Genomic DNA, 15,164 nt, shown 5'->3' with positions numbered 1-15,164 from the left:
AAGAACCTGACCGCGGATGAAAAACAGAAGGTATCCATGGGCCGCGGCCTAGTGCGGGAAGACGTGTCGGCGATTCTGTTCGACGAGCCGCTGACGGTGATCGACCCGCAGCTCAAGTGGAAGTTGCGCCGCAAGCTCAAGCAGATTCACGAGCAGTTCGACATCACCATGGTGTATGTCACCCACGATCAGCTCGAAGCCTCCACCTTTGCCGACAAGATTGCCGTGATGTATGGCGGACAGATCGTCCAGTTTGGTACCCCAACCGAACTCTTTGAACAGCCCAACCATACCTTCGTGGGTTTTTTTATCGGAAGCCCCGGCATGAATCTTATCGAGGTGCAGCGCTGTGCCCGGGGCGTGTGCTTTGGGAACACGAATGTGTCGCTTGAGCCCTGGCAGGTTGATGTCCTGCAGCGGACCAGGTCTACCAACATCAAGATCGGAATTCGTCCGGAGTTTGTGGAAGTGTCCTCCGTCGCTTCAGACGACACCTTTGAGGCTGAGGTGATGGATGTCGAGGATCTGGGTACCTACAAGATCGTTACCGTTCAGCTTGACCACGAAAAAATGAAGGTTCGGGAGAGCGAGGACTTCGCCGCATCAATTGGCAGTCGAGTTTATCTCTCGTTCCCGAAGCAGTGGTTGAAGCTGTATATGGATGAATTCCTGGTACAGGAGCAAGACTGATGCAAAAGGTACAAAACAATAAAGCCTGGTGGCTGGTGCTGCCTGTATTTCTGCTCGTTGCCTTCTCGGCTCTCATTCCACTGATGACGGTCGTGAATTATTCGGTCCAGGATATTTTTGGTCCGGGCCAGGCGTTCTTCGTGGGTACTGAATGGTTCAAGGAAGTGCTCACCAACGAGCGCCTTCAGGATTCCCTTATTCGGCAATTTATTTTTTCCGGCGCGGTATTGCTAATCCAGATTCCGCTCGGAATCGGGGTCGCACTGATGATGCCAAAATCTGGCATAAAGGGGTCGCTCTGCCTGATTCTGCTGGCGATTCCGTTGCTGATTCCCTGGAACGTGGTTGGCACCATTTGGCAGATCTTTGCCCGTGGCGACATCGGTCTTTTCGGCTGGGGGATCAATCAGCTGGGGTTTGACTACAACTATACCGGAGACACCCTTGATGCGTGGTTGACGGTTCTGTTGATGGATGTCTGGCACTGGACTCCGCTGGTCGCCTTGCTCTGCTACTCCGGGCTGAGGGCGATTCCGGAGGCCTTCTATCAGGCGGCGGAAATTGACCGTGCCTCGAAATGGGCGGTGTTCCGGTATATCCAGCTGCCCAGGCTCAAGAGTGTTCTGATCATCGCAGTGCTGTTGCGGTTCATGGACAGCTTCATGATCTACATTGAGCCGTTTGTGCTTACCGGTGGCGGCCCGGGCAGCTCCACAACCTTCTTGAGCCAGACACTGACAACCATGGCAATCGGGCAGTTTGATCTGGGTCGCGCGGCTGCGTTCTCGCTGATCTACTTCCTCATTGTATTGCTGATTTCATGGCTCTTCTTTACCGCCATTACGCACGCCGACAAAGAAAAATAAGGAGAGTGTGATGAGACAGACACGTTCAAAAAACGTCGGGATTACGCTGTTTATTCTGCTGCTCCTGACTCCGATATACTGGTTGTTGAACATGTCGTTCAAGACCAATCAGGAAATTCTCGGGGGGCTTACCCTCTGGCCCCAGAATTTCACCCTGGATAACTATGCCGTGATCTTTACGGATCCCAGCTGGTACAACGGTTACATCAATTCGATGATCTACGTGTCCATCAACGTGGTGATCACGTTGCTTGTGGCCTTGCCTGCCGCCTATGCGTTCAGCCGTTACAAGTTCCTGGGTGACAAGCACCTGTTCTTCTGGCTGCTGAGCAACCGGATGGCGCCGCCGGCGGTCTTCCTGCTGCCTTTCTTCCAGCTTTATTCATCTATCGGCCTGTTCGACACCCATATTGCGGTGGCGCTTGCTCACTGCCTGTTCAACGTGCCCCTGGCTGTCTGGATTCTGGAAGGGTTCATGTCCGGTGTCCCCCGTGAGTATGACGAGATGGCCTATATTGATGGCTACAGCTTTCCGAAATTTTTCGTGAAGGTGTTCCTGCCGATGATTCGTTCCGGGATCGGGGTGACGGCTTTCTTTGCCTTCATGTTCTCCTGGGTGGAGCTGCTGCTGGCCCGGACGCTAACGTCCGTGGATGCCCAGCCGATCGGGGCGATCATGACCCGAACGATAGGGGCGAGCGGTATCGACTGGGGTGTTCTGGCTGCCGCCGGTTCGCTAACCATCATTCCCGGCCTGCTGGTGATCTGGTTCGTTCGTAACCATGTTGCCAAAGGCTTCGCCCTCGGACGCGTGTAAGGAGACGTTTTATGATTGCCTGGATGAACTGGACTCCGACCGTCGCCATCTTCTTTGCCGTGATTGCGGGAATTCTGGCGGTAATGACGGTTTACGAAATTGTCTCCCCGTGCACCGAGAGGAAGGGGTTTCTGCCGATAGCCACCACCCGCGGGGATCGGTTGTTTATTGGATTGCTTTCGGCAGCATATATACATCTGAGCTTCCTGGCGGTCAGCGATATCACCCTTTGGGTGGCGCTCGCTGTCTCTGTGGTTTGGCTCCTGGTTTTGCTGCGTTGGGGGTGAGTATCGACAAGGGATGTTCGTATGGTGTTTTTTCGAAAATCCTGGTCCTAAAAAAGATTCAGGACTTCTTGTAATGATTTCGAAAACGAACTAATTTTGTTTGAATGATCGGAATCGATCACGATAGATTCCGGCAAAAAAGAATAGCGACCAGAAAGAGCGCTATAACTGCGGACACGAAACACGGCTGTTTCGTTCCATTCATTAAATGTCGAACGAGGTTGGATATGTTCAACAACAACAAATATCCGAGGACCCTGTTGCTCAGCGCCGCCGTTGGTGTCGCCTGCATGGGTTTGAGCCTGCATGCCAGCGCCGATCAGTACAGTGAAGCGGCTGAGAAGTGGGTCAATGAAGCGTTCAAAAACTCTACCTTGAGCAGGGAAGAGCAGCTCAAGGAAATGGAGTGGTTCATCAAAGCCGCTGAGCAGTTCCGTGGCATGGATATCAACGTGGTTTCCGAAACCATAGCGACTCACGAATATGAGTCCAATGTCCTTGCCAAGGCATTCTCCGAAATCACCGGGATCAACCTGACTCACACGCTGATTCAGGAAGGGGATGTCATCGAGAAGCTCCAGACCCAGATGCAGTCTGGAAGAAATATCTATGATGGCTACGTGAATGATTCAGATCTGATTGGTACCCATTTTCGCTATGGAAAGGTGGTGGCCGTTGAGGACATCATGAACGGTTCCGGTAAAGATCTTACCCTGCCTACCCTGGATCTTGATGATTTCATTGGGCTCGACTTTACGACTGGGCCGGATGGCAAACTCTATCAGTTGCCTTCGCAACAGTTTGCGAACCTTTATTGGTTTCGTGCCGACTGGTTTGAACGTGAAGATCTGCAAGAGCAATTCAAGGAAATTTACGGCTACGACCTGGGTGTGCCGGTTAACTGGTCTGCCTACGAGGATATTGCCGAGTTCTTCTCGGTTCACGTGAAGGAAATTGATGGTGAGCGAGTATACGGCCACATGGATTACGGCAAGAAAGATCCGTCTCTGGGCTGGCGTTTCACTGATGCCTGGTTCTCCATGGCGGGTGCTGGCGACAAGGGCCTGCCCAACGGCTTGCCGGTGGACGAATGGGGGATTCGGGTTGAAGAGTGTCACCCGGTCGGCTCCAGCGTTAGCCGTGGTGGTGCAACGAACGGGCCTGCGGCTGTCTATGCCACTACGAAATACGTGGATTGGCTGCGTGAGTACGCGCCCCCCGAAGCTCAGGGCATGACCTTTTCAGAGGCCGGTCCCGTTCCCGCACAGGGCAACGTTGCCCAGCAGATCTTCTGGTATACCGCCTTTACCGCGAGCATGATCAAGGACGGCCTGCCCGTTGTAAATGAGGATGGCACCCCCAAATGGCGGATGGCACCGTCTCCCCGTGGGCCCTACTGGGAAGAAGGTATGAAGCTGGGCTATCAGGACGTAGGTTCCTGGACTTTCCTGGACTCCACGCCTGAGAAACGTCGCCTTGCAGCTTGGCTGTACGCCCAGTTCACCGTATCCAAGACCGTCTCTCTGGAGAAAACGATTGCCGGCCTGACGCCGATTCGCGAGTCCGACATTGAATCTGAGGCGATGACTGAAATGGCGCCGAAGCTCGGCGGCTTGGTGGAGTTTTATAGGAGCCCGGCTCGTGTGCAGTGGTCACCGACCGGTACCAATGTGCCAGACTATCCGAAACTCGCCCAGCTTTGGTGGCAGTACATTGCCCAGGCGGCCAGTGGTGAAGCCACTCCTCAGGAAGCCCTCGACGGCCTCGCTCAGGCTCAGGATCGGGTCATGGAGCGCCTTGAGCGTGCCAATGTTCAACCGACCTGTGGTCCGAAGCTGAACGAACCGCGCGACCCGCAATACTGGCTGGATCAGCCCGGCGCACCCAAGCCGAAGCTGGCTAACGAGAAGCCACAGGGCAAAACCGTTGCCTACGACGAGCTGTTGAAGACCTGGGAAGAGGCGCGCTAAGGCAAGTCGCTTTTCGGAATCACAATGCCTGCCGCAACGCGATCCTCAAGTTGCGGCAGGCGGAGTCATGTTTTTCCAGACATTTTTCTCCAGTTCCCTAAGGGACTGTTTAGAGCCTGAGCGGTTTTCCAGCCTCCCGGCGCCGCTCTTCCCATTCTTCCCGGGTCTGCGCCGCCTGGTCACCCGGCATTGAATCGATGATGCTGAAATAATCGGAACTGTATTCGTCAGCAATGATTGTGTTGCGCGGTTTTACCTTAACCACATACACCGTCTGGACATTCTGGTGATCGAATTCGCGCCAGTACTGTTCGTCTTTTAGGAAAGTGTACCTGTGTCCCTCCAGGGCCCGGATCAGGCTGGCGGTATTGGTGGTACCGGCACGTTCCACCGCATCCTTGTATTGATAAATAATGCTGTAGGCCGAGGCCGCAGCGGTGGATGGTCGCATTTCATATCGGTTTGAGAAGGCTTCTACAAACTCCTTTCCTCTCGGGTAGTTCAGCTCAAAGGGTACGTTCCATACCCAGGGCGAGCCGCCGATAACGCCCTCCATAATGGTGGGACCTACCTGCCGAGCCATGCCCAGGGTCAGGTTGGGCACAACAATCTGCATTTTCTTGGTAAGGCCCATTTCGTAGGCAACATTCAGTGCTCTCACCATGTCGTCGCCGAACAGGACCATCATCAGAACCTTGGCGTTACTGGCCTCTGCCTGCTCCAGCGCCTCCCTGAAATCGGTAATCAGTGCCCGGGGAAAAGGGGTTTTCACGCCCTGGTGGCGGTCAGTGTCTTCGGTTCCCGAGAACTTGCGAACAGACTCCTCCACAGACCAGCCCCAGGTGTAGTCGGCGGTAATGTAGAAGTAATCGTCTTCCGCATGATTGGTGGTCAGATACTGACTGAGCGCCTTTGCAGTCATCCAGGCGTCATAGGGCTCCCGAAACATATAGGAATGCCCCTCGGCACCGGTGGTGGCGTTCGAGTAGGTGAGGGTGCCGAAGTAGATCCGGTTGCGGTCGCGAGCAGCTTTGCCTGAGGCAATGGCAACGGCGCTGGACACACCGCCGAACATCATCTGGACGCCTTCGCGGTCGATAAGTTCTGCAGTGTTTTCCGCGCCCTGGGCCGGTTCGCCTCGTGTATTCCGGATTACTAGTTCCAGCTGGCGACCCATCACGCCACCGGCCTTATTGATTTCGTCAACGGCCAGAAACGCACCAAGACGCTGTTGCAGACCCTGGTCCTTGTAACGACCGGTTTGCGGATAATTCAGGCCGATTTTAAGGGTTTCGGCATACACAGTGGTGCTCGCCAGCAACAGCAGACAAGCAGAAAAGAGTACTTTTCTGACGTTCATTCAGGTTGGCCTCCGGAATTGCAGCGCCAATGGGGAAAAGGGCTGCTAATCATTCTTTTGATTATTTGTTAAGCAGAGCTAGTGTCACTGCTGATTATGAAGCCAACAATGGGACTAAAGTGGAATTTCAGGTAACAAATTGTAGGTTAGTGATCTGCATCTTGTCTGGCCTATGCTGTTCCGACGAATCGGTTCGGCTGCAGTCGAAGAAATGGATATACTTCCCGGTAGTGCCCGGTGTGGGCTACGCGGCAGCCAATGGAGTTTTGTGGATTTTGTGACTGTAAAGCGCTGGAAATTCGGACTTGGATCGACTCTCTCGTCTCTCGTGGCGGCAATGGGGCTTGTCATCGTCCCTATGTCGGCCAGCGCCGAGTGGTATCGGTTTTCGGATACTGCAATGACCACGCCTATCGAACTGGAGTTCTGGGCGGAGGATAAAGAGCTGGCGAACCGGGTTGGCAAAGAGGTGCTGGCGGTTTTTCATCAGGTTGATGAACAGATGAGTCGCTACCGGGATCAGTCCGAGGTCTCCAGGCTCAACCGCAATGCACCCGACGGGCCAGTAGAAGTCAGTGACGGGTTGTTCGAGGTGATTGAAAAAGCACGGGAGGTTTCTCTACTCAGCCAGGGCGCCTTCGACATCACCTTTGGCTCAGTGGGTTACCTGTATGACTTCAGGGCCGGCAAAAAACCCACGGACGAGGAGCTTCGATCCGGCTTGCCGCGGGTGAATTTTCGGGATGTGATTCTTGATGAGGATGATCAGACGGTCGAATACCGGCAGGCAGGGATTCTGGTAGACCTCGGTGGCATCGCCAAAGGGTATGCAGTGGATCTGGGAATCGAGCGTCTGGTCAGTTTTGGCATTCGCCATGCCCGGCTGAGTGCTGGCGGCGACATGCGACTGCTAGGTGACAAGCAGGGCCGGCCCTGGTACGTGGGCATTCGGGACCCCCGTTCAGAAGGGCGCAACGCGGTGGTTTTGCCGCTCGAGGATGTGGCAGTGTCCACCTCCGGCGACTACGAGCGGTTCTTCGTGGATGAGGCGGGAGAAAGGGTTCATCACATTCTGTCGCCTGAGACCGGCAAATCGGTCCAGGGTGTCCAAAGCGTGACCATTATCGGCGAGGATGCGTTAACAACCGACGGCCTCTCCACGGCGGTTTTCGTGCTCGGGCCCAAAAAGGGACTGGAGATGATTGAGCGTTTGAAAGGTATCGATGTTGTGGTTATCGATGATCAGCGCATGATGCACGTTTCAGAAGGCCTCGTTCCGCCCCAATCAGACTAGGGGCGGAACGAGCAGTTTCCGTCAATTTCCGATAGTGCCGTTCACGACATTCGAGAACGCAATCAGGCTGTCCTGAGATGTCCCATTGCCCAGCCCGTGGCCGTTGAAACGGGTGCCGAAGTCACCCTGCTCCCCGTGCAATGCCATGTAGTTGAGCAGCACGGTCTGAACCAACTGGTTGACGTTGTTGGCCGCAGGACTGGAGGCAGTTTCCACCGACGCATCGGAGCGCATGAAGCCGATCTGTCTGCGAATCGGGGTAGGGCGACCAGCCGGGTTGTATACCATAAAGAACGAGGCGGCTGTCTGCTGGTTGTCGCCGGTCCATTCGCCCTTGCCGCGACCGTCCATGGAATCGTCAATCCGTCCGTTACTCGACACCGAACCGTCGCTGAACACATAGAGCATCAACGGCATGCCCACCCGGGCTGCGTATTCCAGACAGGCACCCATACAGCGGCCGGCCTGCTCGTCACGACGTTCGCCGGTCCCGCGCTCACCCGTATGGTAGTCGTAGCCGCCCATGGTTATTGTGCCGGCGCCGGCGTAACCATTCAGCACGAGCTTCATCACAGAGGCGGTTTTCCTGAACTCCCGGTTGTTGTCGAACTCATCGCGGCTGAAGATGCCGGTGGGCCCGACGATTTCGAGGTCCACCTCGGGATCAAGTGGATTGGCCCTTTTTCCATATCGATCTGCCAGATCGGCACTCTTCACATAGCCGCAGCGGACTAATTTTTTTACCACCTCATCTGTCGAGATTTCGGTATTTACCCTGTTCATTTTTTCATCGCTGATACGCTGGATGGATTCCATAACTGCCACCGCATCTGATGGATCGAGAATTCCGATCAGGTCGCCTACATCCACTAGCCCGGAAGCATCGCTAGGGCGATCTATTTTCGTGGGTCTTACTTCTGGATTAATAAGGCTCATCGGAGCCATGGAGTTTCCGCCGGATTCGGAGCTTTGGGAACCCACTAACGAGAGCAATTCACCATTAGCTCCGGCCTTATAGATCCCATACATCGGGTTGTGTGGGTTATTGCCGGTGTCGTTTTCCGAGCGAGCTGCAATAATGGCTCCGTCTGTTGCCGCCCGGGTGCCGGGACTAGTACTTTGAAGAATCCCGCGTAGGAAGCCGCTGTCTGAATGGAATGCGAGGCCCAGCTCCGTGTTCACGAACGCCGGATCGTTGGGCAACATGTCACCGGGAAGACCAAGTTTGTTGTAGCCTGCGGTGCTCAGGAAGTCCATTTGCCCACCGGATTTACCCATCAGTACATTGGAGCCGGCAATATTGGCTCCGCCCGCTAGATCAAAGCAGATAAATGGAATCTTGCCTGCGCCCTGCAGCGCTATACCACAGCTTTCTTTCAAGGTTTGTAGGTCTGGAGAAAGCGCGGCGGACGCCATCCGCGGGTTACCGAACAGGCTGAAAAGAGATGCACCGAAAACAGTAGCCGAGCCTGCCATAAGACCCTGCGCGATAAACTCGCGACGTGTCCTGGGCTTGCCGTGGTCGTCATGGAGTAGTGGACTGCCATTGGCCAGAGGCTTCTTTCGTGATTTGCGTATAAACATGATCGACTTCCTTTACTGAACCAAGGTGGTGGCACTGCCAAGCACAGCTGCGCAGCTTGCCTTGACGACCGTTTCGGTTCGGTCAGGGCCGCAGCTTGCACCACAGCTGGTCAAGCCATTGATTAGATTGCTGAGCTCATTAGCGACTGTCTCATTTGTAGGCTGAGATGCCAGATCGTTTCCGACAAACCTACTGAGGAGCGCTCCCACTATGAGATCCTCTCCGCCACCTTCAAATGCGGTGTTTGCCGGTGCCGCAAAATTGAAATTGCCGAAAATCTCCTGCCGAAGGTTGTCGCTGGAAACCAGAGCGTCGCAATACTGAATTGCCAGCTGGGTAATCGCCATCTGATGAGACGAAAGGAAGCCCTCGATTGTTTCCACTGTCGGGAGTTGCTGCCGAACAGTGTTGAATTTCTCGGAAACCTTCGAATGCGTGGTCGGTACACCGGTCATCCGAGACATGGACTCGTTGATCTCGTCAAAAGTTTTCAAGCCGATCTCCGATGACGGCTCCTGGTCTGATGGCGCCGGTTGAGGCGGCAGCGACGGCTCGGAGCGGGCAAAGTTGTTACCGCCCAGCTGGTCGAAGGTCAGGAAAAACTCGTCGTTCCCTGGCCCGTTTTCCAGCGCAATGATGGTGCCCAGAGAGGAGAGCGGTTGCCCGGCGCCGGGCTCATAACTGCCGCTGTCCAGGACAACGTCCAGGTTGGCCCAGGCCTGTCCAACAGTTGCCTCCTTGCCGTTGATGCCCAGTCGCATGCCGCGCAGCGGGATGTTCGATGGTTCGGCCGAGTCATCAAGGCTGATGAAGAAGGGACTGGTGAATCGGTAGGCATAGCTATCGAACTGGCTGACTTCGAACACGATGAAGCTCTCGGGCACGTCGATCAGGTGAGAGACACCGAACAGGAGATAGAACTTCTGGCCAACGCCCACTTCGAAGTTGGCCTGGACCTGCTCCGGTGTCAGCGCACGATTGTGGATGGCGACCATGCGGATCGCGCCCTGCCAGGGCGAGTTACCATCGGTCTCGTTGCCCAGCACCAGGGCAAAGCTGTCGTCCCATTCAGTCAGCAGTCCGCCGTCGTCCGGGTCGACATCCCCGGTTGGGACACCATTTACAAAGATCTGGCGCCCGGTTGCCGGGGTGTAGTTCACCACCACGTGCTGCAGGGTTGCCTGCAGGAGCATGTCGGCGTCCCGGGTCGCGAAAGGCGTATTCTCATCGCTGGTGGTGCTGCGATGCAGCACTTCGTAACGCTGGAGCGACTGGCTGAGCGTAACGTTGCGAGTGGTGGATGAGCCCGAGTAGGTCACGATGCGGGCATCTTCCTGGGTGATGTTGCCGGGGGCGACCCAGGCCTCGATGCTGTACTCGCCGGAGGCGGTCAGCAGGGTGTGCAGCTTCCGGCTTGCGGTGGTACTGCCCTGGGCCTTGCCCGCCGGGATCATGAAACCCTGCTCGTTTTCGCCTGCCGGACCAAGGTCAATACCCCAGCCGCCAACCCAGTCAACGTTTCCGCTCAGGGTCAGATCCAGTGCAGGCGAGACGCCGCTGGTATCAAAGGCAGTCTGGCCTTCACCAAACTTGAATTCGTACAGGGCAATCACGTTGTCTTCAAACCGGCCGCCGGAGTTTGCGAGCAGGCCGTCTGCCTGCAGGTTGAGTGCCTTGCTGGCAACGATTGCCGGGTCCACGGGTTGGGCGCTCAGATCCTGGACCATTTCAAGAATCTTCAGTTCCATCAAATCGGCTGAGGCTTCGCAGTCGTCGTCCCAGCAGTTGTGGAAGTCGTAGCGCAGACGTTCGACCAGTCGGGATGCGCCCGGATTCATAGGATCAATACGGCTTTTCGCCTGATCGTAGGCAGTGGTGACATCGGCGCTGGCAATGTAAGGGGTCTGGCCACCATCAGCATGGCAGTCGCTGCAATACTGTCTGAGTTCGGGGTATACCGTGGTGGAAAACAGGCCAGTGTCAGTCGGAAGGGCAACCGTGGCACCCGGTTCTTTGAGCGCAGGAGCGCGAAGTTCCACGGTTTTGGCAGAGCCTTCTGACCCGCCTGCCCAGTTGGAAATATAGGTGGTGAGAATGTCCACACAGGCTGACGTGCTCTGGAGCCAGCAATTATGGCCACCTGCTACCTTTGTCACCATTGTGGACTGGGATGGATCAGACAGGTTAACAATAGAATTCGCCTGTGCGTAAGCAAGGTTAACGTCCTGCTCATTGACGAACGTGGGTGCCTGGCCATTGGAGCCGTGGCACGCGCCGCATTTATCCTGGGTGACCAGGTTGTCCCACACGGTGCGCTTGAAGTTGGCTACATCATCCGTCGAGGGGGCAGGCCCATTGTAGGTAACCGTGCCGGAATTCTGGGAGGTATTCGGCAGTTGTTCCGTGGATTCGCCCCCGCAGGCAGAAAGCAGAAGGGCCAGGGCAGTGATGGCAAGGACCGACTTGAGGGAGCTCATGGAAATTCCTTTAAATGTTTTCATAGCGTCCTCACTCCCCCATGCAGTACACGGCGGATTCTGCAAATACCTGCTTCAGGTCGTAACCCTGACTTGCGAAGCTGGCAACCATACTGCTTACCTGCGAACGGTCTGCGCTGTCGGAGGGAGGTCGCAGGCAGACATTCTCGAACACCTTCTTGACCTGGCACTCTGCGAAGGCCTCGGAATTCGCGAATTCCATACCCAGGCTCTTGGCACCGCTGCCGGAACCCGGGAGTGAGGGATCCCATCCCAGTCGGCGATTGGCGCCCTGGCGCCAGTAGTTATCCCAGCTGTCGTCAGGTGTCACATAGCCCTGCTCGAAGGTTGCAGAGTTGATGTGGTACTTGGCCTGAACCCTGGAGCCGGTTTCTGGATCTGTTTCGCCAATGGCGTTGTAGACCAGTCTGCCCAGTTCTCCATCGGGGTCGGTGTTGGCGTCATACTCGTAGTCGTAGTAGGCAAACGCCTGGGTCATGGGGTCCATGCCGGTGTGGCAGCCAACGCAGTTGTTCAGGAATACCCGGCTGTCACCACCCGGGCTGCGGGAAACATCCTGGCGAATGCGGTCCGTGGGCAAGGTAACGTCCGCAACCTGCTCCAGGTCGTTGCACATGTGATTGATCAGTGTGAAGCGGAACATCGCCCGGTTGGTGCCGGCACTGAAGAAAGCCCGGGCGGAAGCTCTTGATGTAATGACGCCGGCGGTGGCCGAGGGAGGAAGGCCCGTGTAGGTCGACTGGTTTACCCGCTCCAGGTTGTCCTTAAGGCTGGCTCCACTGTTCTCGAGGGATTCGTAGTGGTTGTTGTTGCTGGTAGAGTAGTTTGGCAGGTTCAGGGATGCATTCCCGATGTAAAGAACATCGTCATACAGAACTTTTCGGAAGTCTTCCCCGTCCCGCACCAGGCCAATCACCGTGGCAATGTAATCATTAAGGGGCACGAACTTTGACATCGCCTCGTTGGTCCAGGGGGCTGCAAAATTCTTCAGGGTGACGTCGTAGAAAGCGCTGTCTTGCATGGCCGTGAAGGCGGCATCAATAGCTCTGCCGGACTCTATGTCGCTCGCCATATCGTCAAGGACGACTTCAGAGGGTGGCACGCCGGCGACCCGATCGTGAATTCTTTTGGCCTGCTCCCTGGGGCCAGCCTGAACAAGGCTGGCCTGTCCAGACACCAATGCGACGAGAACTGCGGTACTGCAAGCCTTGCAAAGCAGGCTTCTGATCCTGTTCCGGGCGGTCATGTCCTTTCCCTCGGTGATCGTTAGCATGTGCACATTAATGCTTTTTGACAATTGTTAAAAGTTTACGGCTTGCTATATCCTTCGTTTTGAGTCGTAGGCCACGTTATTACATTGCGTTACGTAAAACCCTTGGAGCCTGCCAGCGGAACCGACTTAATTTATGTCATGGAATGTCATCCGAAACAGGGTTTCTCACGTTGGAAATTAAGTCGCCCACTCTAAACATCTCCCGCAGTACTCGCCTGGCTGTCGCACTCGGCTCGCTTGCAGCTTTGTCTGGCTGTCTTTCGAGCAGCGACAGTCAGCAGGCGGATCCGGTTGTCGTCGAGAACCCTGTGGCTTATGTCGAACGGGCTCTACTTTTTGACGAAAACACCGGGGCCCTGGTCGAGGACAACCTGGCCGACCCGAGTGCTTTCCGCCCCGGAGCGCGGCTGTTTCTGAAGGCCAGTGCCACTGCGGACGCCGAGACGCAGGATATTGCCTCCAGAGCATTCGCGGGGCCGCAATTCCTTGATGACAATGGTCAGTTGCGTTACGACGTGAAAGATCTCCACGTTTCCCACGACGGCTCCAGACTGCTGTTTGCCATGCGTGCGCCGGAAATCGAGGACGCAGACGACGAGGATCAGCCAACCTGGAATATCTGGGAATACGACGTTAGTACCGACATCCTGCGCCGGATCATCGATTCGGACGTTACCGCCGGGGCCGGGCAGGACGTTGCGCCAGCCTATCTGCCTGATGGCCGAATCGTTTTCTCGTCAACCCGTCAGCGGATTTCCAAGGCGGTGCTGCTTGATGAAGGCAAACCCCAGTATTCCGGTCTGGACGAGGAGGGTGATAGCCCCGGGTTTGTTCTGCATGTGATGGACGACGATGGTCAGAACATTGAACAGATCACCTTCAATCAGAGCCACGACCTCGACCCCATGGTGGCGGATGATGGCACCATTGTGTTCAGCCGCTGGGATAATGCCGGCCAAACCCGGAACAACGGTGTGAACCTCTACCGCGTCAACCCTGACGGCACTGGCCTGAGTTATCTTTTCGGTCGTCACTCCCACGATTCGGTTCCAGAAGCGAACGACATACAGTACCTGCAGCCACGCAAATCAGACAGCGGCAATCTGCTCGTGCAGCTAAGGCCGTTTGAATCAGATGACTACGCGTCTGTGTTGGCGGAAGTCGATGTTGACCAATTTGTTGAGGCCAATCTTCGTCTCGATGGCACCGAAGGTTTGGGCCAGCGCTCGCTTGTGCCCGGCGTGGGCCTGGATGGCCAACTATCGCTGAAAGGCAGTTATGCATCGGTTTCACCGCTGCTTGATGGTACCAACCGCTACCTGGTCAGTTGGACACCTTGCCGGCTGCGTGAAACAGCGACCGACCGGATTGTGAACTGCACGGAAGATCGCCTGCAATCCGAAGACTATCAACCCGCAGAGCCCGTCTACGGTTTGTGGCTTCTGGATATCAACAGCGAAACCCAGCGGCCGGTGGTCCCGCCGGTAGAGGGCGTTCAGTTTGATGAGGCGGTCCTGATGAAGGAACGGCCTCTGGAAGGGTTCATCCCGGAATCCCAGTTCACGGGTGATGAGGGGGCCCTCGGCGATGCCGGCTACGGCGTCCTGCACATTCGAAGCGTCTATGATATCGATGGGGTGGACACCACGCCGACTGGTATTGCTGCAATGGCTGATCCGCTGCAAACGCCGCCGGAAGATCGCCCGGCCAGATTCCTTCGACTGGAAAAGCCCGTGGCCATCCCCGATGAGAACGTCCGGGATTTCGACAACAGCGCCTTTGGCCGCAGCCGGGCTCAGCTAATGCGGGAGATACTGGGCTACGTGCCGATAGAGCCCGATGGGTCAGTGAAGGTGGCGGTGCCCGCCAATGTTGCATTTGCCATCAGTATTCTCGATGAGAAAGGCCAGCGTGTTGGTGGCGCTATGGGCAACCGGCACCAGAACTGGCTCACGGTGCGCCCCGGCGAGACCCTTGAATGTTCAGGGTGCCACAACCCGAACAGTCCGACACCCCATGGCAGACCGGATGCCGGTCCATCGTCCGTGTGGGGTGGGGCCGCAACCACCAGCCTTCCGTTCCCGAATACCGACCCGGCTCTGTTTGCCGACATGGGTGAAACCATGGCTCAGGTGTTTGCCCGCATCAACGAGATTCGCCGGCCGACGCCGGATGTGATCTATACCGATGAATGGTCCGGAGATGCCGTGGATCCCAAGCCTGACAGCTTTGCCTACGCCTATGCCGATCTGCAGACACCGCCGCCGATATCCGGCGTTTGTGCCACCGACTGGGCGCCGAATTGCCGGATTGTGATCAACTACGAGCAGCATATTCATCCGCTGTGGAGCGTCAATCGGGAGGTATTGGACCCGGACACCATGGCGGTCGTGGATGACTACACCTGTACCAGTTGCCATACGGACACCGATGCGGCGGACGCTCAGCAAGTGCCGGCTGGACAGCTGGATCTGGGCGATGGCCCGTCACCCGATGAACCGCTACACTTCAACGCCTACAGAGA

11 protein-coding genes are annotated in these 15,164 nt (G+C 56.1%); 7 read left to right on the top strand and 4 right to left on the bottom strand.

The window, feature by feature from the left end; translation table 11 throughout:
* The 5 genes from B2W52_RS07620 to B2W52_RS07600 all read left to right on the top strand — a co-directional run.
* Positions 1-690 (top strand): ABC transporter ATP-binding protein (locus B2W52_RS07620; protein WP_286802251.1); only part of this gene is annotated, 690 nt, incomplete at its 5' end.
* Positions 690-1,556, top strand: a complete 867-nt coding sequence (locus B2W52_RS07615) for a carbohydrate ABC transporter permease (protein ID WP_008174642.1) — start codon at positions 690-692, stop codon at positions 1,554-1,556. The genes B2W52_RS07620 and B2W52_RS07615, both read left to right, overlap by 1 nt.
* 10 nt (positions 1,557-1,566) lie before the next feature.
* Entirely contained in the window at positions 1,567-2,373 is an 807-nt protein-coding gene (locus tag B2W52_RS07610; RefSeq protein WP_008174643.1) for a carbohydrate ABC transporter permease, read from the top strand.
* A gap of 11 nt (positions 2,374-2,384) precedes the next feature.
* On the top strand, positions 2,385-2,660 hold the full coding sequence (locus B2W52_RS07605; RefSeq protein WP_008174646.1) for a DUF2160 domain-containing protein: 276 nt from the start codon (positions 2,385-2,387) through the stop codon (positions 2,658-2,660).
* 227 nt (positions 2,661-2,887) lie between these two features.
* Positions 2,888-4,630, top strand: a complete 1,743-nt coding sequence (locus B2W52_RS07600) for an ABC transporter substrate-binding protein (RefSeq protein WP_008174648.1) — start codon at positions 2,888-2,890, stop codon at positions 4,628-4,630.
* Positions 4,631-4,739: 109 nt separating this feature from the next.
* Here the strand turns inward: B2W52_RS07600 and B2W52_RS07595 are convergent, their stop codons facing one another.
* The gene (locus B2W52_RS07595; protein WP_286802241.1) at positions 4,740-5,990 is read right to left on the bottom strand and encodes a substrate-binding protein; all 1,251 of its coding nucleotides are present in this window, start codon (positions 5,988-5,990) and stop codon (positions 4,740-4,742) included.
* A gap of 211 nt (positions 5,991-6,201) precedes the next feature.
* Here B2W52_RS07595 and B2W52_RS07590 point away from each other — a divergent pair, with 211 nt between their 5' ends.
* Positions 6,202-7,284 carry an FAD:protein FMN transferase gene (locus B2W52_RS07590; RefSeq protein ID WP_414673489.1) on the top strand — a complete coding sequence of 361 codons (1,083 nt, stop codon included), beginning with the start codon at positions 6,202-6,204 and terminating at the stop codon, positions 7,282-7,284.
* A 21-nt stretch (positions 7,285-7,305) separates the two neighbouring features.
* Here B2W52_RS07590 and B2W52_RS07585 read toward each other — a convergent pair whose 3' ends face one another.
* From B2W52_RS07585 to B2W52_RS07575, 3 genes are read right to left on the bottom strand one after another with little or no spacing between them, the layout of a single operon-like run.
* Positions 7,306-8,868 carry a general secretion pathway protein GspF gene (locus tag B2W52_RS07585; protein WP_273070488.1) on the bottom strand — a complete coding sequence of 521 codons (1,563 nt, stop codon included), beginning with the start codon at positions 8,866-8,868 and terminating at the stop codon, positions 7,306-7,308.
* Positions 8,869-8,880: 12 nt separating this feature from the next.
* A complete protein-coding gene (locus B2W52_RS07580; protein ID WP_273070486.1) occupies positions 8,881-11,370 on the bottom strand; it encodes a LamG domain-containing protein in 2,490 nt (829 codons plus the stop codon).
* 7 nt (positions 11,371-11,377) lie between these two features.
* A complete protein-coding gene (locus tag B2W52_RS07575; RefSeq protein WP_039882063.1) occupies positions 11,378-12,613 on the bottom strand; it encodes a hypothetical protein in 1,236 nt (411 codons plus the stop codon).
* Positions 12,614-12,948: 335 nt separating this feature from the next.
* Between B2W52_RS07575 and B2W52_RS07570 the strand changes: the two genes are divergently transcribed.
* Positions 12,949-15,164 (top strand): HzsA-related protein (locus B2W52_RS07570; RefSeq protein WP_414673488.1); only part of this gene is annotated, 2,216 nt, incomplete at its 3' end.

This window comes from Marinobacter sp. UBA2498, assembly GCF_002341575.1.
Classification (GTDB): Bacteria; Pseudomonadota; Gammaproteobacteria; order Pseudomonadales; family Oleiphilaceae; genus Marinobacter; species Marinobacter manganoxydans.
Note: the sequence above shows the minus strand (reverse complement) of the source record. Positions and strands in the feature narration are given on the sequence as shown.

Coding starts and splice junctions, on each gene's coding strand:
- B2W52_RS07585 (WP_273070488.1), bottom strand. CDS start 8,868: ATGTTTATACGCAAATCACGAAAGAAGCCTCTGGCCAATGGCAGTCCA.
- B2W52_RS07600 (WP_008174648.1), top strand. CDS start 2,888: ATGTTCAACAACAACAAATATCCGAGGACCCTGTTGCTCAGCGCCGCC.
- B2W52_RS07590 (WP_414673489.1), top strand. CDS start 6,202: ATGGATATACTTCCCGGTAGTGCCCGGTGTGGGCTACGCGGCAGCCAA.
- B2W52_RS07605 (WP_008174646.1), top strand. CDS start 2,385: ATGATTGCCTGGATGAACTGGACTCCGACCGTCGCCATCTTCTTTGCC.
- B2W52_RS07615 (WP_008174642.1), top strand. CDS start 690: ATGCAAAAGGTACAAAACAATAAAGCCTGGTGGCTGGTGCTGCCTGTA.
- B2W52_RS07575 (WP_039882063.1), bottom strand. CDS start 12,613: ATGACCGCCCGGAACAGGATCAGAAGCCTGCTTTGCAAGGCTTGCAGT.
- B2W52_RS07595 (WP_286802241.1), bottom strand. CDS start 5,990: ATGAACGTCAGAAAAGTACTCTTTTCTGCTTGTCTGCTGTTGCTGGCG.
- B2W52_RS07610 (WP_008174643.1), top strand. CDS start 1,567: ATGAGACAGACACGTTCAAAAAACGTCGGGATTACGCTGTTTATTCTG.
- B2W52_RS07580 (WP_273070486.1), bottom strand. CDS start 11,370: ATGAAAACATTTAAAGGAATTTCCATGAGCTCCCTCAAGTCGGTCCTT.